At 32.0% G+C, this 22,246-nt stretch carries 24 protein-coding genes; 19 read left to right on the top strand and 5 right to left on the bottom strand.

Annotated features, from left to right (window positions below):
* Window positions 1–31: 31 nt before the first annotated feature.
* Both AAGD26_RS05485 and AAGD26_RS05480 read right to left on the bottom strand, forming a co-directional pair.
* Window positions 32–748: a ComF family protein gene (locus tag AAGD26_RS05485; protein WP_341751419.1), complete on the bottom strand. Its 717-nt coding sequence runs from the start codon at window positions 746–748 to the stop codon at window positions 32–34.
* 18 nt (window positions 749–766) lie between these two features.
* On the bottom strand, window positions 767–946 hold the full coding sequence (locus AAGD26_RS05480) for a DUF2706 domain-containing protein (RefSeq protein ID WP_341751418.1): 180 nt from the start codon (window positions 944–946) through the stop codon (window positions 767–769).
* Window positions 947–1,133: 187 nt separating this feature from the next.
* Here AAGD26_RS05480 and AAGD26_RS05475 point away from each other — a divergent pair, with 187 nt between their 5' ends.
* The 14 genes from AAGD26_RS05475 (at window position 1,134) to AAGD26_RS05410 (ending at window position 12,911) form a co-directional block, all read left to right on the top strand.
* Window positions 1,134–2,432, top strand: a complete 1,299-nt coding sequence (locus AAGD26_RS05475; RefSeq protein ID WP_341751417.1) for an MFS transporter — start codon at window positions 1,134–1,136, stop codon at window positions 2,430–2,432.
* A gap of 76 nt (window positions 2,433–2,508) precedes the next feature.
* Window positions 2,509–2,931, top strand: a complete 423-nt coding sequence (ndk, locus tag AAGD26_RS05470; RefSeq protein ID WP_341751416.1) for a nucleoside-diphosphate kinase — start codon at window positions 2,509–2,511, stop codon at window positions 2,929–2,931.
* A gap of 11 nt (window positions 2,932–2,942) precedes the next feature.
* Window positions 2,943–4,790 (top strand): tRNA uridine-5-carboxymethylaminomethyl(34) synthesis enzyme MnmG, encoded by a 1,848-nt coding sequence (mnmG, locus tag AAGD26_RS05465; protein ID WP_341751415.1) that lies wholly within the window; start codon window positions 2,943–2,945, stop codon window positions 4,788–4,790.
* Window positions 4,790–5,389 carry a 16S rRNA (guanine(527)-N(7))-methyltransferase RsmG gene (rsmG, locus tag AAGD26_RS05460; protein WP_341751414.1) on the top strand — a complete coding sequence of 200 codons (600 nt, stop codon included), beginning with the start codon at window positions 4,790–4,792 and terminating at the stop codon, window positions 5,387–5,389. The genes mnmG and rsmG overlap by 1 nt, the downstream gene beginning before the upstream one ends.
* Window positions 5,364–6,128, top strand: a complete 765-nt coding sequence (locus AAGD26_RS05455) for an AAA family ATPase (RefSeq protein WP_341748380.1) — start codon at window positions 5,364–5,366, stop codon at window positions 6,126–6,128. The genes rsmG and AAGD26_RS05455 overlap by 26 nt, the downstream gene beginning before the upstream one ends.
* Window positions 6,125–6,997 (top strand): ParB/RepB/Spo0J family partition protein, encoded by an 873-nt coding sequence (locus tag AAGD26_RS05450; protein WP_341751413.1) that lies wholly within the window; start codon window positions 6,125–6,127, stop codon window positions 6,995–6,997. Before AAGD26_RS05455 ends, AAGD26_RS05450 begins: the two co-directional genes overlap by 4 nt.
* Window positions 6,998–7,648 carry a fructose-6-phosphate aldolase gene (gene fsa, locus AAGD26_RS05445; protein WP_341751412.1) on the top strand — a complete coding sequence of 217 codons (651 nt, stop codon included), beginning with the start codon at window positions 6,998–7,000 and terminating at the stop codon, window positions 7,646–7,648. It begins immediately after the preceding gene.
* A gap of 135 nt (window positions 7,649–7,783) precedes the next feature.
* Window positions 7,784–8,686 carry a DNA adenine methylase gene (locus AAGD26_RS05440; protein WP_341751411.1) on the top strand — a complete coding sequence of 301 codons (903 nt, stop codon included), beginning with the start codon at window positions 7,784–7,786 and terminating at the stop codon, window positions 8,684–8,686.
* Window positions 8,679–9,146, top strand: coding sequence for a PD-(D/E)XK nuclease superfamily protein (locus AAGD26_RS05435; protein ID WP_341751410.1), 468 nt, complete (start codon window positions 8,679–8,681; stop codon window positions 9,144–9,146). The genes AAGD26_RS05440 and AAGD26_RS05435 overlap by 8 nt, the downstream gene beginning before the upstream one ends.
* Before the next feature lie 69 nt (window positions 9,147–9,215).
* Complete coding sequence (locus AAGD26_RS05430) at window positions 9,216–10,253, top strand: IS630 family transposase (protein WP_341751303.1); 1,038 nt, start codon at window positions 9,216–9,218, stop codon at window positions 10,251–10,253.
* A gap of 95 nt (window positions 10,254–10,348) precedes the next feature.
* Window positions 10,349–12,016 (top strand): energy-dependent translational throttle protein EttA, encoded by a 1,668-nt coding sequence (gene ettA / locus AAGD26_RS05425; protein WP_341751409.1) that lies wholly within the window; start codon window positions 10,349–10,351, stop codon window positions 12,014–12,016.
* Between the two features lie 3 nt (window positions 12,017–12,019).
* A complete protein-coding gene (locus tag AAGD26_RS05420; RefSeq protein ID WP_341751408.1) occupies window positions 12,020–12,349 on the top strand; it encodes a DUF2672 domain-containing protein in 330 nt (109 codons plus the stop codon).
* Window positions 12,327–12,689 (top strand): TfoX/Sxy family protein, encoded by a 363-nt coding sequence (locus AAGD26_RS05415; protein WP_341751407.1) that lies wholly within the window; start codon window positions 12,327–12,329, stop codon window positions 12,687–12,689. The genes AAGD26_RS05420 and AAGD26_RS05415 overlap by 23 nt, the downstream gene beginning before the upstream one ends.
* Before the next feature lie 9 nt (window positions 12,690–12,698).
* Window positions 12,699–12,911, top strand: coding sequence for a hypothetical protein (locus tag AAGD26_RS05410; protein ID WP_341751406.1), 213 nt, complete (start codon window positions 12,699–12,701; stop codon window positions 12,909–12,911).
* Window positions 12,912–12,998: 87 nt separating this feature from the next.
* On the opposite strand, the gene AAGD26_RS05405 is transcribed toward AAGD26_RS05410, so the two are convergent.
* Window positions 12,999–13,703, bottom strand: coding sequence for a hemerythrin domain-containing protein (locus AAGD26_RS05405; RefSeq protein ID WP_341751405.1), 705 nt, complete (start codon window positions 13,701–13,703; stop codon window positions 12,999–13,001).
* Between the two features lie 254 nt (window positions 13,704–13,957).
* On the opposite strand from AAGD26_RS05405, the gene mltG reads away from it, so the two are divergent.
* Together mltG and cyaY are read left to right on the top strand one after the other, a co-directional pair.
* Window positions 13,958–14,926 (top strand): endolytic transglycosylase MltG, encoded by a 969-nt coding sequence (gene mltG, locus AAGD26_RS05400; protein WP_375332346.1) that lies wholly within the window; start codon window positions 13,958–13,960, stop codon window positions 14,924–14,926.
* Window positions 14,927–14,928: 2 nt separating this feature from the next.
* Entirely contained in the window at window positions 14,929–15,240 is a 312-nt protein-coding gene (gene cyaY / locus AAGD26_RS05395; RefSeq protein ID WP_341751403.1) for an iron donor protein CyaY, read from the top strand.
* 245 nt (window positions 15,241–15,485) lie between these two features.
* Here the strand turns inward: cyaY and AAGD26_RS05390 are convergent, their stop codons facing one another.
* Window positions 15,486–17,006: an Npt1/Npt2 family nucleotide transporter gene (locus AAGD26_RS05390; protein WP_341752323.1), complete on the bottom strand. Its 1,521-nt coding sequence runs from the start codon at window positions 17,004–17,006 to the stop codon at window positions 15,486–15,488.
* A 533-nt stretch (window positions 17,007–17,539) separates the two neighbouring features.
* Window positions 17,540–18,241, bottom strand: coding sequence for a hypothetical protein (locus AAGD26_RS05385; protein WP_341751402.1), 702 nt, complete (start codon window positions 18,239–18,241; stop codon window positions 17,540–17,542).
* Between the two features lie 191 nt (window positions 18,242–18,432).
* On the opposite strand from AAGD26_RS05385, the gene AAGD26_RS05380 reads away from it, so the two are divergent.
* The 3 genes from AAGD26_RS05380 to ftsH are packed head-to-tail and all read left to right on the top strand — an operon-like array spanning window position 18,433 to window position 22,180.
* On the top strand, window positions 18,433–18,843 hold the full coding sequence (locus AAGD26_RS05380; protein WP_341751401.1) for a hypothetical protein: 411 nt from the start codon (window positions 18,433–18,435) through the stop codon (window positions 18,841–18,843).
* Window positions 18,843–20,279, top strand: a complete 1,437-nt coding sequence (gene tilS / locus AAGD26_RS05375) for a tRNA lysidine(34) synthetase TilS (protein ID WP_341751400.1) — start codon at window positions 18,843–18,845, stop codon at window positions 20,277–20,279. Before AAGD26_RS05380 ends, tilS begins: the two co-directional genes overlap by 1 nt.
* Before the next feature lie 11 nt (window positions 20,280–20,290).
* Window positions 20,291–22,180, top strand: a complete 1,890-nt coding sequence (ftsH, locus tag AAGD26_RS05370) for an ATP-dependent zinc metalloprotease FtsH (protein ID WP_341751399.1) — start codon at window positions 20,291–20,293, stop codon at window positions 22,178–22,180.
* Window positions 22,181–22,246 lie beyond the last annotated feature (66 nt).

Below are 22,246 nucleotides of genomic sequence, written 5' to 3'. Positions count from 1 at the left end.
TAATGAGTGCAAAATGGGGATATAAGAGTATTTATGTCATGGCAATTGTCATAACATAAACACTCTTAGCCCCGGAATCCTTTAAGATTTTAGCACATTTGTTAATGGTAGTACCAGTGGTTAATACATCATCTACTAATAATATTTTTTGGTCTATAATTTGATATTTTTTATTGAATATAAGGCTATTTGATAAGTTTTTTTCTCGTTCTTTTTTAGATAAAAAAGTTTGGGATTTGGTCCATCTTGACTTAATTAATACGTCAGGACTTACAGGTTTTTTTAGTAGTCTGCTGATTTCTTGAGCCATAATCAAAGCAGGATTATACATTCTAAACAATCTTTTGAATCTATTCATTGGAACTGGAATAATCAGGTCAATATCTTGAAATTCGCTGTGATATTGTATATAAAGTAATTTGCTGAAAGTTTTGGAAAGAATGGTTTTGTCTTGATATTTAAAAGCATGAATTATTTTCTTGCTATGCTCGTTAAATTTAATTAAACTACGGGATATGTTATAATGTGGTTTATATTGAAAGCATTTTGCACAACACATATCATCTAAAATTGATATATCTAATCTACAACCACAAATATTGCAGTAAGGTTTTGTAATAAAGTCAAATTTCTTCCAACAATTTAGACAAAATTCTTCTTTAGTGGCAGTCATTTCAGCACAAGACAAACATCTTGCTGGCAAGATATAATCTACTAGGTAATTATAAAATCTACTAATTTTGTACATTACTATAAAAGCAAACCTTTAGGCAATATCTCTAGTTAAGTTTACCGGTCTAGGAACACATGGGTTGCCACTACTCGAAGAATCTGTTGATTCAACAGACACACAAGGGCTTTTAATCTCGTAAGGAGGACCAGGAGTGCATGATAATAATTGCAAGAGTATAACAAAAAACAGAGAAAATCTTAATAATTTTGTCATAATTGTCGTTTGGAATTAATTTTATTGTCTTAGATTCTATAGGAGGTTAACCTAGTTCGCAATAAATCTCAAGTACATTTGATAAAAAATAAGTTTTAGATACAAAATACATAATAGCTTGTGGCATTTTTCCTGACAAGCATATATACTCTCTTCAAATGTTTGCAAGTAATAACCTAAGGAAACGATGATAAGTACATCCTTCAAAGAAAGACCTCCTTATGCTAGAAAGTATAATAGTTGGCGTATTAGAATTTTATATTCAATAATTATTGGTTATTCAACATTCATATTTTGTCGTCAGAATTTTAATATTGCAATGCCTGCTTTAATGGATCATTTTGAGGTAACAAAAACTCAACTTGGCTGGATTTTAACAGCCTCTTCTATAGTTTATGGTGTAGGAAAGTTGTGTAATGGATTCTTTAGCGATAGATCAAATGCTCGTATATTTATGGTGGTTGGTCTTGCCCTTGTAGGCATCATAACATTGTTATCGGGTTTTGCTTCTAGTATAACCTTACTGGGTTTTTTATGGATTCTGAATAATTGGTTTCAATCCATGGGATGGCCGCCTGCAACACGTATGTTGACTTATTGGTACGCTTCTAAGGAATTAGGAATGAAATGGTCTTTAGGGGCTACTTCTAATCAAATTGGCGGAGCAACTACTATGATAGTGTGTGGCTATTTAATAGACGTTTATGGTTGGAAAGCAGCATTTATAATTCCTGGAATAGTGGCATTATTAATATCGTTATTTTTATTTAATAGATTACGTAATTCTCCCAATGAGGTTAATTTGCCCATAGTAGAAGAGTATAAAGAATGTGATATATCTCTTGGAAACAATGGTGATAATTTATTAACGCGTCAACTAATAGAAATTGTATTTTGTAATAAGTTAGTGTGGTATGTGTGTTTTGCTAATATGTTTGTTTATATTGTACGGTCAGGTGTAATTTTTTGGGCACCCGTATTTTTACGTGAACTAAAAAACGTTACTATTGCTCAAGCTGGTCTACAAGTTGCTTCTTATGATATTTTAGGTTTAATTGGTGGTGTTGTTGCTGGATGGATGTCAGACAATCTATTTCAAGGACGACGTGGTGCAGTTGGTTCAGTATTTATGTTTGTTTTGGCTTTTACTCTTATTTTATTTTGGCAAATACCAAACGAGTATGAAATATTTAGCATGATTATTCTTGCTTTGGCTGGTTTTTTTGTATCTGGACCGCAAGTCTTAATAGGTGTTGCTACAGCAGATTTTACTAATAAACAAGCAGTTGGTACAGCTAATGGTCTTTCAGGCTTATTTGGTTATCTTGGTGCTGCATTGGCTGGGGTATGTGTTGGTTGGATTTCTGATAATTTAGGTTGGAATGGTGTTTTTTTATTTTTTATCTTGTCTGCTTTCTTGGGGGCAATACTTTTTTCCTTAACTTGGAATTATAGTTCTAGAAAAATGCGTAACGTGTTACTTTAGCTGTGCTGTCAGAATTTACTTGCCAAAAATGTATAAATTTATATAAATGTTAATAATAAATTAATAAAGGTTTACTGTGACTCAAGAATATACGTTTTCAATGATTAAGCCAGATGCTACGAGAAGAAATATAATTGGTAAGATTACTTCTTATTTAGAAAATAATGGGCTGAAAATAGTAGCTCAAAAAATGACCATTTTAACTAAAGATCAAGCAGAGCATTTTTATGCAGAACATAAATCAAGAACATTTTTTAGTAGTTTAATAGAGGGCATTATTTCTGGTCCTGTTGTTTTACAGGTGCTTAAAGGAGAAAATGCTATCTTACAAAATCGTAAAATAATGGGAGCTACTAACCCAGAAAATGCTGAACTAGGCACAATTCGGAGAGATTTTGCAGAAAATATCGAGGCTAATAGTATTCACGGTTCTGATACTTTGGAAAGTGCTGAAAGAGAGATAAAACTTTTCTTTACTGAAAAAGAAATTGTAGAATAATTATAGTCTATATGAGATATAGTGTTGTAGTTATTGGTGGTGGTCATGCTGGTTGCGAGGCAGCTTCGGCTTCTGCTCGTTTAGGTGTAGATACTCTTTTAATTACTCTAAAATTAGATAATCTTGGTGAAATGTCTTGCAATCCTGCAATAGGTGGGGTAGCAAAAGGCACTTTAGTAAAAGAAATAGATGCACTTGACGGACTCATGGGTAAAATTATAGATCAAGCTGGTATCCATTATAAGATGCTCAATGAAAGTAAAGGGCCAGCAGTTTGGGGACCAAGAGCTCAAGCTGACAGAAAACTTTATAAGAAAGCTATGCATAATGTCTTGATAAATCACCCAAATTTGACAATTTTATGTGCGTCTGTAGAAAATATTGAAGTCCACGACTCTAAAGTAAAGGCATTAACCTTAGATAATGGTACGCGTATTGAGTGTCAAAAAGTTGTATTAACCACAGGTACGTTTTTATCGGGACTCATTCACATAGGAACTAAAAAAATCCCATCGGGTAGAATAGGTGAAAAGCCGTCATACGGTTTATCTAACACTTTAAAATCTTTTGGCTTTTCTCTTGGTAGGTTAAAAACTGGTACCCCTCCAAGAATAGATGGAAGAACAATTGATTATAACGAAGTAGAAGTGCAGGCTGGAGATACCGTGCCACGTCCTTTCTCCGAACTTACAAATTCTGTTAAGATAAAGCAAATAAATTGTTTCGTTACTAGAACAACTGAACAAACTCATGAAATTATTAGGAATAATTTAGATAAATCAGCTATGTATTCTGGACAAATCAAGGGTATAGGACCAAGATATTGTCCATCCATCGAGGATAAGGTTACTAGATTCTCTAAAGTAAGTCATCAAATATTTTTAGAACCTGAAGCCTTGGACGACCATACTATATACCCAAATGGTATATCTACATCGTTGCCTGAAGATATACAATTAGCATTGCTAAAAACAATTCCTGGTCTTAAAAATGCCACTATGTTAAAACCAGGATATGCAATAGAATATGATTATGTCGATCCAAGAGAATTAAAAGTAACGTTAGAAACAAAAAAAATTAAAGGTTTGTATTTTGCCGGTCAAATTAATGGCACCACTGGCTATGAAGAAGCTGCGGGGCAAGGAATTATGGCTGGCATTAATGCAGCCTTATCGATAAAAAATCAATCAGATTTTATTTTGACTAGAGCAGATGCTTATATTGGTGTTATGATTGATGATTTAATTACCCTTGGTACAGTGGAGCCTTATAGAATGTTCACTTCCAGATCTGAATATAGACTTTCTGTTAGGGCTGATAATGCAGATTTAAGGCTAACTCAAATGGCCATAGATATTGGTGTTATATCCAATTTACGCAAAGAGATTTTTAGTAAGAAATGTGACGATATTCATAAGGTAGAAAATATTGTAAAAACTATTTCTTTAACAACCACTAAGTTAGCTAACTTGGGTGTGTCTATTGCACAAGATGGTTCATATAAAACAGCCTTTGATTTACTAGGACTACCAAATTTTGGTGTTGATAAAACAATAGAGATATTCCCAGAACTTATTTCATTAAATAAAAAAATCCTTCATTATCTTTGTATTGAATCAAGATATTCTTCTTATTTGATTAGACAAAATGCAGATATTCAATTATTTAAAGAAGAAGAGTTGGAATTATTAGATGAGAATATTGATTACTTTAAAATACCAAGCTTGTCTACAGAAGTAAGAGAAAAGCTCCATTATCATAAACCGGCGACTATTGGTGCAGCTAGAAGAATATCTGGAGTTACTCCAGCTGCTTTAATAGCAATTATAATTTATATAAAAACAAGATATAAACATTAATGTATGACGGTCGTAATGTTCCACGTGAAATATTAGATGCCCTTAAGAAGTATCAATCATTGACATTAAAATGGAATAAAACTATTAATCTCGTTTCTTGTAATACCGAGCGTGAGTTTTGGGTAAGACATATTTTAGATTCTTTACAGCTAATGAAGTATATAAATAACCAAAATATTCATTTAATAGATGTTGGTTCGGGTGGTGGATTTCCAGGGATAGTTTTGTCTATTGCTGGAATAAAAAATGTTACTTTAGTAGAATCTGATGTAAGAAAATCTATTTTTTTATTGCAAGCTTCTAAAATTTCTACTAATAAAGTCAATGTGGTTAATCAACGAATAGAAAATGTTAAATTAGATTGTGATATATTAACTTCTAGAGCCTGTGCTCAGTTAGAGAAAATATTTGTTTATACCCAACATATTAATGTAAGAAATAAGTATTTATTATTTAAAGGTGAGCAATATCAAAAAGAAATTGAAATTGCTAAAAAGAGATGGTCTTTTTGTCATTCTATGTATGATAGTGAGACTTCTGATAATAGTAAGATTCTAGAAATTAGTAACATATATGACAAAAATAGTTGCGATAGTTAATCAAAAAGGTGGAGTTGCTAAAACTACAACTACTGTAAATTTATCGACAGCTTTATCTGTAATGGATAAAAAAATCTTGGTTATAGATTTAGATCCTCAAGGAAATAGTAGTACTGGTTTTGGTATAAACCAACAAGATAGAAAAGTTACTATTTATCAAGTATTAATTGGTTTAAGAACGATTGAAGAAGCCATAATACAAACGAATATTCCAAATTTACAATTAATTACAGCTAACACTAATTTATCCGGTGCTGAATCGGATTTATTAAGTATAAAAAAGCGTGAATATTTATTATCGGATTTGTTAAATAAGTTGGTCAGTAAATATGATTATATTATTATAGATTGTCCTCCTGCTCTTAACCTACTAACAGTTAATGCGTTAGTAGCTTGTGATTATGTATTAATCCCTATGCAGTGTGATTTTTATTCATTAGAAGGATTAAGTCATTTACTAAAGACAATTGAAATTGTAGAAAAGAATTTAAATCCGAAAATAAAAATTGCCGGTATTTTATTTACTATGTATGATAAGCGCAATCGATTAACTGAGCAAGTAGAGGATGATGTTAGAAAATGCTTAGGAAGATTGGTATTTAAGACAGTTATTCCGCGGAATGTAAAACTATCTGAGGCACCATCTTACGGTCAGCCAGCAATTATTTATGATCATAAATGTACTGGCTCTATTGCTTATATAGAACTTACAAAAGAGATTTTAGGTAGAAATATATGAAAAACAAAGGTTTAGGCAAAGGGTTATCGGCTTTGCTTGGAGAAGAGGTTTTTACTGTAGAAAAAGATGAATTAATAAAAATTATAGATATTGATAAAATTGAAGCTAGGAATAATCAACCAAGGAAAAAATTTGAATATGATAAAATAAAAGAATTAGCTGACTCCATAAGTAATAATGGTTTATTGCAACCAATCATTGTTAATTCAACCAATGATGGAAAATATAAAATTATAGCTGGTGAGAGACGTTGGCGTGCTTGTAAGATAGCTAAGCTTAGCGATATTCCTGCTATTGTAAAAGATATAGGGGATAAAGAAATTATAGAGATAGCACTAATTGAAAATATTCAAAGAGAGGAATTATCTGTTATAGAAGAATCAGAAGGATTTGAGCGGTTAATAAAAGAGTTTGGTTATACACAAGAGAAATTAGCAGAAAAACTTAGCAAGAGTCGTAGTCATGTAGCTAATTTATTAAGACTAAATCAATTACCACAATCTATCAAAGATAAAATAAATGAAGGGCTTTTAACTATGGGACATGCAAGATGCCTAATTAATCATCAGCAGGCCGAGGTAATAGCTAACCATATTATTGAAAATGATTTAAGCGTTCGACAAACTGAAGATATAGTAAAAAATTGGTCTAAAAATGAATATACAAAAATCCCAGAACATGATAGACATGTAGGGAAAAGATTTCTAAAAGAAAATAGTAAAGAGAATGATCTACAATTATTAGCTAAATCATTGTCAGAAAGATTTAATATAAAAGTAACTATTGAAAACTACCCAATTGGTGGAAAATTAATATTTCACTATAGTAATTTAGAAGAACTTGATTCAATTTTGTCGAGCTTAAATTAAATGCAAATTTTTTTAGATAGTGTTGATATTAAAGAAATTGATGAGATTAATCAATTAGGTATAATTGATGGTATAACTACTAATCCTTCCTTAATGTCTAAGACAAAAGATGATTTTGTCTCAACTATTGCAGAAATATGTAAGATAATAACTTCCGATGTTAGTGTTGAAGTGGTTGCAAATGATGTTGATACTATGATTAGTCAAGGAAATAAAATTTTAGAAATATCCAGCAATATTGTTATTAAATTACCTATGACATGGAATGGTATTAAGGCGTGCCAATATTTTGCAAATAAAGAAAAAAAAGTGAACATGACCTTATGCTTTTCTGTGAATCAGGCTCTTATCGCTGCAAAAGCCGGAGCATATTATATATCGCCTTTTATCGGTAGACTTGATGATATAGGTCAAAATGGTATTAGTTTAATAAGTGATATAAGACAAGTATATGATAATTATCAGTATCAAACAAAAATCCTTGCTGCATCTATAAGAAATCCTAACCATGTTTATCAAGCTAGTATGTATGGGGCTGATGTTGCTACAATGTCTGGTAAAATTATCAAGCAATTATTAGATCATCCACTAACAGACTTCGGTTTAGAGATTTTTAATAAAGATTGGGATAAATCTGGATTAAAAATTTAATTATTAAAAAAGAATTAGATACTGCTTATTTCAGGTAACAACAGGTGAAAGAGGAATCAGAAAATAGGTGGTATGTTTAATAACATTCTTGTAATGTCGAAAGATATTTGGCATATGAAATTTTGGTAAATTCTTATGCAAATTGAATCAGTAAACAATTTAAGAATATCGTTTAATGAAGCCTTATCAAGGATAGGAAAAAGTGTGCTAAAAAATGATGACATAATAATTGAAAATGACGATAAAGCAAAACCATTTGTAAAATGGGTAGGTGGAAAAAGAAGTTTAATAAAAGAATTATCCTCAAGAACACCGCAAACTTATAAAAGCTATTATGAACCATTTATAGGAGGAGGAGCACTTTTGTTTGCTCTTGCCCCATTTGGTGCGACTATATCAGACGTAAACCTAGATTTAGTTATTACATATGCCGTGATTAAAAATAAACCTCAAGAATTGATAAAGCTATTGGCAAAACATAAAGTCAATCATTGTGAAGAATATTACTATAAAATCCGGAAACAATTTATTAATGATAATGACATAGAAGTTGCTGGACGTTTTATATATCTTAATAAAACCTGTTATAATGGTTTGTATAGAGTTAATAACAAAGGTGAGTTTAATGTGCCTATGGGGAAATACAAAAATCCAGCAATAGTTGATGAGACAAATATACTAGCTTGTAGTAAATTATTACAAAATGTTGATATAAAATATCAAGATTTCAGTAAGATTTCTCCAGATACAGGTGATTTTGTTTATATTGATCCTCCTTATCATCCTATAAATAATACATCGTTTACTAAATATACAAAACTTGATTTTACAGAAACAGATCAGATAAAACTTTATCAAAAATGTAAAGAATTAAACGATAAAGGTATATATTTTTTGCTTTCAAATTCTAATATTCAGTTTATAAAGCATCTGTATAAAGATTTTTATATAGAGATTATCGAAGCACCACGTGCTATCAATTGTAAAGCTAATGAAAGAAAAAATACAGAAGAAGTTTTGATTAGAAATTATGAATAAAATACAAGGTGGATCAATTGCAAATAAAACAGGGAATGAACTTGAGATATTTATAAATAATCGTCTTGTTAGGGAAGGTTACGGTTTTGTTCCCAAGACTAGATTTATTGCTTCACAAGTATTAGCACAACCAATCTATACTAGACAATTTAGTTTAGGAGAAACTATCTATAATACCGCTTGGCAATGCGATTTTATTCTATATCATCCTATAAAACATTCTAATTGTCTTGTTATTGAATCTAAGTGGCAACAATCAGGCGGTTCTGCAGATGAAAAATACCCTTATACAATATTAAATGTTAGAAAACAAAGTGTTTATAATGTTATTATCATTATAGATGGAGATGGTTACAAAAAAGGTGCTTTACAATGGTTAAAAGATCAAGTTTATGGAAACTTAAAAGGTGTTTTTAGTATGTCTGAATTTACAACTTGGGCAAATAAACAAAATATTTAGGTTGTATATGTATATACTGCTCGTAAATGAAGAGTTGAAGGAAGAGAAGAAAGAAGCTAGAATATGATAATGGGAAATATTTTAACATCTGAACAAAGAACGGTACTGAAGTCAGGTCATGGTAATGAACGAGATAGGAGAGTATGTGACCGAATTAAGGCAGTTTTGCTGTATGATAAAGGTTGGAGCTATGGAGAAATAGCAGAAGCATTGCTGTTAAGTGAAGAAGCTATAAGAAAGCATGTAAGAGATTATCAAAAATTTAATAAATTAGAGACAGCTACCGGTGTTAGTGCAAGTAAGCTAAGTGAGCTAGAAGAGAAAGAGTTAATAGAGCATTTAGAAATATGTAATTATGTTTATGCCAAAGATATCAGCAATTACATAGAAGAAAAATACGGTGTTACCTATACAATAGCAGGAGTAACAAAACTATTAATCAGATTAGGCTTTGTATATAAGAAGCCAAAGATCGTACCCGGCAAGCTTGATATAGATAAGCAAGAACTATTTAAGCTAGAATATAGTTTGTTAAAAGGTACTCTCAAGGCTAAAGAAGCTATATATTTTATGGATAGCGTTCATCCTCAGTATCAAACAAAAGCCCGTTATGGTTGGATCAGAAAGAATCAAAATAAAACTTTACCAACATTTAGTGGCTGGAAAAGGAAGCATTTAATAGGAGCAATTAATTTATCTGATTTGCAATTAGTTAGCACAGATAATCCTAAAGTAAACGGTGATTATATAATCAATTTTCTACAAAAATTAGAAGCAGAAAATCCTAATAAAGAGAAGATATATTTGATTTGTTATAATGCTGGGTATCATAAGTCAAAGAAAGTAAAGGAGTATCTAGTAAATAGCAAAATAGAATTAGTATTTTTACCTTCCTATAGCCCTAATCTTAATCCGATTGAACGATTATGGAAATTTATGCATAGAATTGTAACAAATAATAAATTTTACCATAATTTTGCTCAATTCTCAGAAGCTATAGATAGATTTTTTGCTAATATTGATAAATACAAAGGTAATTTGATTACTCTTATAACTGACCAATTTCAGACTATAACTTTTAATCATTTTGCCAACTCTTCAGGTTAATTGAGTATATAGCTTCCTTAAAGAGTTAAGATTAATCTGTTCTATTAACTATTTAAAAACTACAAATAAATTACAAAAATAAAGGATTAAGGATTATGTCGTATCAATATGTTTATGTTATGAATGGTCTAAGTAAGACCATCAACGGTAAACAAATTTTAAAGGAAACGTATTTGTCTTTCTTACCAGGGGCAAAAATCGGTATTATTGGTCCAAATGGTGCTGGTAAATCTACTCTTTTAAAAATTATGGCAGGTATTGACAAAGAATATGACGGTGAGGCGTTTGTAGCTAGTGGGGTTAGAGTTGGCTATTTAGCTCAGGAACCGCATCTTGATCCTACTCAAAATGTTTTTGATAATATTATGGAAAGTTTAAGTGATAAGAAAGCTTTAATTGATGAATTTAATGAAATAAGCTATAAATTTGCTGAGGAAATGTCAGATGATGCAATGAACGAACTTCTAGCAAAACAGGCTGATCTACAGGAGAAAATAGATAGTTGTGATGCTTGGAGTTTAGAGAGGGAAATAGAGATTGCTATGTTTGCATTAAGGTGTCCAAATAAAGATGCCGATGTTACAAAAATCTCAGGTGGGGAAAAAAGACGAGTTGGGTTATGTAAACTTTTACTAGAAAAGCCTGATATGTTATTACTCGATGAACCAACAAACCATTTAGATGCTGAATCGGTATCTTGGCTAGAAAATTATTTAAAAAATTATAAAGGTACGGTAGTAGTTATTACCCATGATCGATATTTTCTTGATAATGTAACGGATTGGATATTAGAGGTGGATCGTGGTAGATGTGTTCCATGGCATTCTAATTACACTGCTTGGCTCGAGCAAAAGCAAGCAAAATTAGAGCTTGAAGATAAAGAAGAAGATGATAGAAGTAAACAATTAAAAAGAGAACTTGAATGGATACGTCAATCACCAAAAGCTAGGCAATCAAAAAGTAAGGCTAGAATTACCGCTTATCAGGATTTGTTGACCAAACAAAAAGAACAAAGATCCGGCACTGCACAAATTATTATACCTAATGGTCCACGCCTAGGCGATTTAGTTATAGAGGCAGAGCATATAGCGAAGAGATACGGTGATAAGGTATTGTTATCAGACTTTAGCTTTAAGGTTGTTCCAGGAGCTATTGTTGGTATTATAGGTCCAAATGGAGCAGGTAAATCTACTTTATTTAACATTATCACTGGCAAGACTGATCCAAATCACGGCTCTATTAAATTAGGACAGACTGTTAAACTTGGTTACGTTGATCAATCAAGAGATGATTTAGATGATAACAAGACTGTGTGGGATGAGATTTCCTCAGGTCTTGAAGAGTTGCAACTTGGTTCTAGATCAATGAAAAGTCGAGCTTATTGTGCAGCTTTTAATTTTAGGGGGGGAGACCAGCAGAAGAAAGTAGGGCAACTTTCTGGGGGTGAACGCAACAGGGTACATATAGCCAAATTACTAAAAGAGGGAGCTAACGTTATATTACTTGATGAACCATCTAATGATCTTGATGTTGACACATTACGAGCCTTAGAAGATGCTATTTTAGATTTTGCTGGATGTGTATTAGTAATAAGCCATGATCGTTGGTTTTTAGACAGAATAGCAACACATATTATTGCTTTTGATAAAGATGGAAATGCTACGTGGTTTGAAGGAAATTACCAAGATTATCATGATTATATTATTAATTTAACAGGTGAAAATATTATTAATCCTAAATATCGTCATAAAAAATTAGTATAAAATATGTCTCTAGGAGAAATATTAGTGGTTATGTTAGTAGCACTGATAGTAATGAAGCCAGAAGATATTCCAATCATTATAAAAAAAATCCAAGAATTTAAATTATACTGCTCAGCTATCAAAAATCAAGCATTGGGCTATATTACGAAAGACTTAAAAATTGATAATGATATTCTAGAGAGTAATGCTGAGCAGTTGAATTTTTATTTAGAAAGAATCATTAATATCCAAGGCTATTATGATGGTAATTATTCTCTAGATGAGCTTAAAGTAAAGTATGATGAGCTTATAAAAATAAAAAGTACAAAGTATGTACAAGATTGTAAGAAATAATGAATTTATTGAATATATAAAAGATATATTAGCCCCTTTTGGTCAAATAACTACTCGTGCGATGTTTGGTGGTTATGGCATGTATAAAGATAGAGTGATAATAGGGATTATTGCAGAAAGTGAGCTATATTTTAAAGCAGATAGCTTCACTGCTGAATATTTTAAATCTTTTGGCTCACAGCCATTTACCTATAATAGCAAAAATAAGCTAGTAACTATGTCATATTGGAAAGTATTACCTGAGATTTTAGATCAACAGGAAGAACTTGGAAAATGGCTCTCTATGGCATTTAATGTATCTATTAATTCCAAGAAAATACCTCATGCTTTAAATCATTGAGGTAGAATTGTGAATTATGAAGGACACCAAGAATCTGATATAAGGTCTATTGTATTTACTAGTAATTTAGCTGAGTCTACGGTAGAAAGTTTAATTAATCGTTGTGCAAAGGTCACCAACATATGCGTTGCTCTAGAGATGGTCTTAATCCGTTGTTGTAGATCAGGACTGTTTTACATAGTAAGGGAGAATGGTATAACAAGTGACCCCAATTCGGGATAAGAATTGACAAATTCTTATCCCAAATTCGCGTAAGCGGTAAACTGCTGTATTAAATGCAGCGTAAATATGTTGAAATCACTAAATATATTACGGTTTCACAAGTTCTGTACTGTCTTTTAAAGGCAAATCAAACTCCATGGCGAAAGCAGATTTTTCATCATTAGTGAAACAGCCTTCTGAGACTAATGTACGCTTCCAAATTTCAAGAAACATTTCAGGTGAGCAAGCTTCTTTAAGATCTTGTAAATAAGTACGCTTTTCAAGAAAATTCAAAACCGGGAAGAAGCTCGAGCTATCTAATAAAACATGTTTAGGCAGACCTCTATAACTATCTACGGTAACCTGCTGCAGCTCTGTATCAGAATAAAGATGCCATAATTCAGGCATTAATATGGTTTCTTCTTGATAAAAATGTAGAAGATTGTTAGACAAAAACTTATCATATAAGGAGCAGATATGGCAGCCCTGTATAACCCGTTCATCATCATCCACTATTTTTATCGCATTTTCAAAAATCCCTTGAAACTCCATCAGCTCATCTTGCTGGTTGAAATGCTCTTGTTCAACATGCTTATGCACGGTTGATCCTTTTTTATTAAATAGTGGGGTAAAATATTTTTCTTCTTTTTGTGCATGCATTTTTAGATCAAATACAATATTATCAAAAGAATCTTTAATATCAGTTACAGCTGCTATTTTTCGAAAATCTGTTTTACCTAGCTCTTCTCCGAACTGGTACAGCTCCTTACGAATGAACTTATGTACACTTCTATACAAATCATATCTTGGCATTTGATTATACTCCTTAACTAAATTAGAGGATTAGATTGATCACAGGTTTGAAAAATAACGCGATAGCATTTCTGTATTTGCATATTAATAATTTTTATGAATGTTAATTATCTGCATGATAACATATTATTTAAATGTTATCACTACCTATATTACTGTTCCGCCTATTATTAATTTATTACATCGATGGTTGAAGTTATGTTATAATCTTCTGAAATCATCTAATTCTAATTAGGTATAGCTTGTTTAAGAAAATACTAAAAATAAAATTTGTTTTTGTAACTATTACATTGATTTTGCTGATCAGCGGAATCAATTTTTGTATATTTTACTTATTTGCACCTGGTTTACTTGCAGAAAGTAAAACTCTAATAATTAAGCCTAAGTTGTCGATTGATCAAATTACTACGATATTAAATGATAACAAAATCATAAAATATCCTTATTTATTTGCATTTCTTACAAAAATATATTCATTAAAACATCCTATAAAAAGTGGGGAATATACTTTTACTCAAAATATTTCTCCAATGCAAACTTTAAAAATATTGTCCAGTGGCAAATCGATTATTCATAAAATGATTATACCTGAGGGTATGCTTGTATATGAAATAATACAAAAGATTAATAATGAAGAACGCTTAATTGGTGAGATTCTAGGAACAATTCCTGAAGGATTTTTAATGCCATCTACTTATTTTTTTTCATATGGTGATCAAAAAGAGCAGATCATTGATAAAATGCGAAAATTAATGTCCCTGCATCTTGACAAAGTCATGGAAAGATTATCACCCAATTCCCCATTAAAAACCCGTCTTGACGTCTTAATTTTAGCGTCCATTGTGGAGAAGGAAGCTAGCCTAGACGCAGAAAAACCTTTGATTGCTGCTGTATTTCTAAATCGCCTTACCAAACATATGAAATTGCAAGCAGATCCAACGACGATTTATGCTATAACACTTGGGAAAGATAAACTAGCAAGGCGATTAACTAAAAAAGACTTAGCTATCCAATCACCCTATAATACATATTATGTTTTTAATTTACCACCTGGGGCTATTTCTTGTCCTGGAGTAAAATCTTTAGAAGCTGTAGTAAATCCTGCTAAAATTGATTCATTATATTTTGTCGTTAACATTATGGGAGGGCATAATTTTTCTAATAACCTTAACGATCACAATAAGTACGTTGAGATGTATCGCAAAAGTTTAAAGGAGCATTAAGTATGGACAATACTGAATTTGCCAAATTGGCTGAAAAAACAATATCTTTAATTGCCGATACGATTGAGGCAGAAGATAAGAATTGTCTTATCGATATTGATTTTCAAGGTGATATTCTAACCCTAACTACTAACCAAGGAGTATTTGTTATTAACAAACACTCAGCTGCTAAAGAAATTTGGTTATCTTCACCGATTAGTGGTCCTTACCATTTTTATTATGTTGCTGGTAAATGGAAATCAAAATCCTCTGATGATCTAGTTGTTATTTTAGAGCAGGAGTTAAAAATTAATATGCTAAATTGTAGCTATTAGTTGTTATCTTAGATTTAAGGAATAATGTTTAAGATTCATAATACCTCTATTCGGGGTAAGAATTAGTTAATTCTTATTCCGAATTGGCTTTAATAGAAGGAAAAATGCATTCTTAAAAAGGTTTTGCGAATGCATTTTAAACCTTTCTGAAGCTAAAAACATGATTTTAAAATCAGATGTAGAGCCGTTTCAAATCTGATTGTTTCGATAATTTCACCGAATTTGGGATAAGAATTTATCAATTCTTATCCCAAATTCGCGTATGATGTTATGCTAGTGTATTCTTTATTCAATTCTCTAATCACCCACATCCATATAATACAAATTATACCAAATACTGTCATTAAGTATATAGAAATAGATTGATAAGTTGCACAAGGCAAAATAATAAATATTAAAGACTGGAGAAGAGCACTGGCTGACTTTCCAAGCTTAGTCCCAATTACGTCGGCAGCTGCTTTACCTTTTGTCTTAAGCTCGGCATCTAGAGGAACATATGACATTTCTTTTGTAGAATCAAATAAAGTATATTTACTTGACTTACTTAGAACATTGTTGACTAGCCCCATGGTAATAGCAATCAAAGAAGGATCGGTTAGCATAAAGCTAACCACGATTATGGCAGAAAACCCATCAAAGTTAGATACTGAGAAAAATAGCATGCCAGTTATAAAGACCATTATTGGCGTTATACTTGCTGCTGTAAACCAGCCCAACCTTCTTACAATATTAGAGCCGAGAATAACAAATAAAATGGTAAATATGCCAGTAATACTTAGATAACTGCCAACAAAAGCAGCAAATTCCGTCGGTGTTTTATAAACCTTTGAAGCTGACGCTTTCCAAGGCCCTTCGACTAAATTTATAGCTATACCATAACAAACAAGTAGTGTAGCAATTAATCTAATATATCTTGAAGAAATAACCATTTTAAAACTTTCTATAATAGTCATAGATTGTCTCTTGACAGAAAATTGTAGTTTTTCTACCTGAATTTTATCTAATATTTTATGGTTCAGCACCCAAAAAGTTGCTAATGCTACTACACCTAATACCAATACACAGCCTAATATAATTTGTACTGAAAGTTCAGTCTCTGTATGTTGTAGGTCAAACCTTTTAATTAAAGATTGATTTAAATAAGCTAAATTTTCTAGAAACTTCCCTGATATATAAAGTCCTGTTTGAGCAAAAAGTCCAAATAAAGGATAGAATCTTTTCGATTGTTCCACCGAGGTTATATTATTAACAAATTGCCAAAAAAGTAACGCAAATATCACGCTCGGCCATAATTCTGCTATAATATAAAACAGGGAGAAACTCCAATTAGATAAAAGTAATATAAACCATTTCAAATTGGGATAAGACTTTATTAAAATGCCGGCATGCTCATTACTCAAATGTAATGCTAGATGATTAGGAAAAATATAAAAGGCAAATAAGGCAAAAAATAGTAGAAAAACTGACAATATAAGGTAAAATATATACTCTCCTTTTATGTTATTTACTAGTTTCACATAGATTATTGACAGCAGGAATGCCGAAGGTAGAACCCCCCAAAATTTAAGAAATGATACAGTTTCAGTACCAATCATAGTATTAATAAGACTATCTTTTAAGGCTCTGATAATATTTTGTATAAATAAAATACAAAACATCAACAATGTTACACTTAGAAACTTAGATAATTCACGCCTTTCGATAGGAAACACGTATTCTAACAATCTATTTGTTAGTTTTGAGGTGGGGGATGTGTTGCGAGTTATAGAGAGATACGAAAAAATTCTAGAAATGACTGCCATATAAGGCCTAACCTACTTATTTATTGGCTAGGGCTACATATTAAAGCTTATTGTCTTTAGTGTCAAGAAGAATAAGCATGAATTTGAGCAGGGTAATTAAAAATTATAATCAATAGTTGATATAAACATAAGTTTAACTGCTCTTGATATCATTCTTATACTAAAAGCGGGAATCCATAATATCTAATAGCCTTTGCAGGTTATTTTTTGGATTCCCGCTTTTAGCTAGGAATGATCGTTTTTGCCTAAAACCTTCTAGAGTTAGCTATACGTGACTACGGCTCATCCATGCTACTTTCAAAAAATAATTTTTGAAAGCAGCGAAGAATTGATACTAATATTAGATCTCTTGCAGAATTCGCTTCTGCTAGGGAATTTGTAGGAGGACCGGAACGCAGAACCGCAACGTACTCCCAAACGTACGTGAGGATTCGACTACCGTACCGACGCACAAATTACCAGCAGAAGTAGAATTATGCAAGAGGTCTTTATTTTTATTACTGTTCTACCTGCGTTGTTGTATTACCTGCTAAAGATATATTTGGAATCTCTTCTAGTGGTATTGTTATTATTGACAAGTTAGTATCTACTGAGCAATCAATATTTTTGTTCTTACTATCAGAACTTTCACATACTTCTATTGGAAAAACTATTGGGAGATCAACGTTTTTGTTCTTACTGCCAAAACTTTTACATGTTCTGTATACAGCAATCCCAACAGAACTTATAATAGCAAGACCAACTAAACCACCAGCTGTGTATAAAATTTCTCCTGTTGACATTGTATCACTAACATCCTGATTATGAGAAATTGGTTTTTTAGTAGTATCATTTTTAGGAGTAGTAATGCCATCAGAGGTAGTAGCACCCTCTAATGTATCACCCTCACTTATTGCACGTTTTGCAATATAATGTGCTGACAGATTATCTATATTATCTATCGAGTTAGAATTATCTATATTATCTTTAGAGCGAATCATAGAAAGAGTTGTCAATAACAGCATATCTTTAGCTGTATATAACTTAAGAGGCTCTACTTCTTTAGAAAGAGGTTTATCTTGTTTTAAAAAATTATGTTCCCGGTAATGATTAGCCCAGTCTCCCTGATTATGTTTGTTACGTCCCATATTTTTTCCTCCTTGTACATTAACAAATTTGTTGCGTTCAACTACTTTAGATAAAGTGTCAATTAATATCAAATAAAATTATTATATTTAATAGCCAATATTCTAAATATAATAGCATATTAAAAATTACTATATTATTTGGTATTAAAAAGATTATTTCAGTATCTTTATGATTGACTAAATAGGATTATTATAGTGTATATTAAATTTTGCTAGATTTCACGTTTAGCAAAAAATATATAAAAACATTTTAGGAGCATATGATGATAAAAAAAAATAGATTAATTACTACTATAATAGGATTACTATTACTAAGTTCAAATAGCTTAGCAAGTACAACAGCTGCAAAATCAAATGCCAATAAAACTAATATTATTAGTAGTAGTGGCACTAGTGATGAATTACAAAAAATTGAGAGTGATTTCAAGTCTTATGCTGCGGGAATTTCAGCAGAACTAAGAGAAGAAATAACAAAATATAGAATAGAAGTGGCTAAAATTAATGGTCAAAAACGTGAATTATATAAAAAAATCTCACAAGAAGCTCAAAACTATCTTGCCAAAGAACGAGACTATAAAAAAAGAATACTATCCTTAAGCAAAAATTCAGCTAAAAACCAAGAGGATACTAGCTCTATTGAGAAAAAATCTGACAAAAAAGATTTGCCTAAATAATGCTTTATGAACAATTTCAGCGGAATATTGAAAAGCTAGTTGATAGACCTCACCTGAGGTCTATCGCATTGGCTATTTCAGGTGGTTCTGATTCCATAGCCCTTTTAATGTTAGCACATAAATGGACTAGCACTAATAGTATTAAGCTAGTAGTGATGTTAGTTAATCATCATTTACGAGAGCAGGCTAAGTTGGAGCATGAGTATGTACGAGACTTAAGCCATAAATTGGGACATAGATATCACCAGCTTCATTTCGATCACCAAAATAATTTTTCTAATTTACAAGCAAGGGCTAGAGAAGGTCGTTATAAATTAATGACTGATTTATGTAGCAAATTAGATATATTGACAATTTTAACAGCACATCACTTGGATGATTATATAGAGAATTATTGTCTAAGATCAGAAAAAAAAAGTAGTATATTTGGACTTAGTAGCAGCAATATTAATTGGTATAATAATGTTAAAATAGTGAGACCATTGTTTAACATTCCAAAACAACAGTTAATTGCATATTTAGTTACCAATAATGTAAAATGGTTTGAAGATGAATCTAATAAATCTGACAAATATCAACGAAATATCATTAGAAAAAAGCTATCCCTAGAAGGAGAATATATAAAGAATCAAATAACTTCTCAACAATCTAGAATTAACCAAGTAGTAGAAGAGAAATGGCAACCGGAATTGATTGCTTGCATCGCAGAATCAGTAAAAATTTATGATTTTGGTTTTGCTACTGTAAATTTATTAAAATTTGCAGAATTTTCTAGTGCAATAACACTACAGGTAATCAGTTTTGTACTTATCATTATTAGCGGTAAGAACCGTGCCAGTAGATCAGGCTCAATAAGCATGATAACAGAACTATTACAACAAAAAATAGACTTTATTAAGACACTCCATGGTTGCGTGATTAAAAAAATTAGTAATAATCTAATAATTTACCGAGAATTTGGTAGGAATTTACCTATAGATATTAGACTTAATAATGTAGATGTATGGGATGGTAGATTTCATTTCTATATCAATAGACCTCTTGTAGAATTCGCTCTAGCTCAGGAATTTGCAGGATATCCGGAACGCAGAACCACATCATACTCAAATGCATGTGAGGATTCGAGTGCCGCACCGACGTCCAAATTACCAGCAGCAGTAGAATTATACAAGAAGTCTAATAATTCAGGCTATTTGATCAGTAACCTAACGATCAAGGATTATAGTAAAATAAGGCAAGATTTAGATTTTAAAATACTGAAAGACGCAAGTTTTAACAATCATATAGCTATTTTATTCACCCTACCAGTATTCAAGATACTTGAAAAAGTTATAGCCATACCCCATATATCGTATTATAATGACCAAGGTTTGAGAAGAAGGCTTAGTGTTTCTTTCTCTCCCAATTTTATATCGCGTTTTACACATTTCTGTTAGGTGAGTAGTAGATGAATAATCAAAGTAAGAATGTTCTAATTTGGGTGTCGGTTTTTGTTTTAATGATACTTGTTTTTCATGCATTTCAAAATGATGGTTTTATTGGAGGAAGAAGTAATATCGCTTTTTCAGATTTTTTAACCAAAATTGATGAAAAATCAATTAGTGCTGTTAAAATTCAGGGTAGAATGATTGAGGGAACTCTAAGCGATGGATCTTCTTTTTCGACTTATGCTGCTGACTATCCAGATCTAATAAATCGCCTAAATAGCAATTCGGTTCATATTGAAATAGTGCCACCTGATACAAAAATGAACTTGTTGTTTAACATATTTGTTTCGTGGTTTCCAATGATTCTTTTGATAGGTGGGTGGGTGTTTTTCATGCGTCAAATGCAAGGTGGAGGAAAAGCCATGGGTTTTGGTAAATCTAAAGCTAAGCTAGTTTCAGACAAAGGCCCAAAAATTACTTTTAAAGATGTTGCTGGAATTAACGAAGCTAAAGAAGAATTAACTGAAATTGTTGATTTCCTTAGAGACCCAAGCAAATTCCAAAAACTTGGTGGTAAAATTCCAAAGGGATGTTTACTTATAGGATCACCTGGAACAGGTAAAACTCTCCTAGCAAAAGCTATAGCCGGCGAGGCAAATGTCCCATTCTTTAGTATATCTGGCTCTGATTTTGTTGAAATGTTCGTTGGTGTTGGTGCTAGCCGTGTCCGTGATATGTTCGAACAAGGTAAACGCAATGCTCCTTGTATAATTTTTATTGACGAAATAGATGCAGTAGGTCGCCACAGAGGTATTGGTATGGGTGGTGGCAACGATGAACGTGAACAAACACTAAATCAAATGCTGGTCGAAATGGATGGGTTTGAGGATAATGAAGGGGTAGTTATTATTGCTGCAACTAACAGACCGGATGTATTGGATCCAGCGTTGCTAAGACCTGGGAGATTTGATCGCCAAATTACTGTTCCTAATCCAGATATTGATGGTAGAGAACAAATTTTACAAGTACATTTGAAGAAAATAAAATGTGCCTCAAATATAGTCGCTAGAATCATAGCTAGAGGAACTCCTGGATCTTCAGGAGCAGATCTTGCTAATCTTGTCAATGAATCTGCATTAATTGCTGCTCGCAAGGGTAAAAAAGAAGTAAGTATGACAGATTTAGAAGAGGCAAAAGATAAAGTGTTAATGGGTGTAGAAAGACGTTCTATGGTTATGTCAGATGAGCAGAAAAAACTAACTGCTTATCATGAGGGAGGGCATGCATTGGTTGGGTTGTATTGTCCTGCTTCTGATCCAATTCACAAAGCAACTATTATTCCAAGAGGTAGGTCACTTGGAATGGTTATGCGACTTCCTGAAAATGATCGTTTTTCTATGCCACGTGATAAAATGGAAGCTGACATAGCGGTGGCAATGGCTGGCAGGGTAGCTGAGGAGCTTATTTTTGGCAGAGATAAAGTTACTTCTGGGGCTTCTTCAGATATTAAAATGGCAACCCAAATGGCTAGAGCTATGGTAACGGACTGGGGGTTAAGTGATGCAATAGGACCAGTATATCATGGTTCGAGTAATGAAGATCTATATACTAGTGGTAGGGGAGCAGGTCATACTTCTGTACATACAGCAGAATTAATTGATACAGAAGTAAGAAAAATTATTGAAAAAGGTTATGATTTTGCCAAAAATATATTAACTACACATATTGATCAACTTCATTTGTTAGCTAAATTATTGATTGAACATGAGACATTGTCTGGTCAGCAAATTAAAAACTTGCTGAGTGATAGATCAATGAATTCAGAAGAGGAAAATTTATTTCCAATAAAAAATGACTATGGTGGTACTGTAAAAGTTAAGAAACTAAATCAGAAAAGAACAGCTGGGTAATTTAAAAGTCGTGGCTACGGTAAAGAAGTGTGCTTGATGTCCCCCCACAACTGTTGAAAGTTAAAA

This window comes from Candidatus Tisiphia endosymbiont of Piscicola geometra, assembly GCF_964026415.1.
In the GTDB taxonomy this organism is placed as follows: Bacteria; Pseudomonadota; Alphaproteobacteria; order Rickettsiales; family Rickettsiaceae; genus Tisiphia.
The sequence above is the reverse complement of the archived record's forward strand: the minus strand, read 5'-3'. Positions and strand labels throughout refer to the sequence as shown.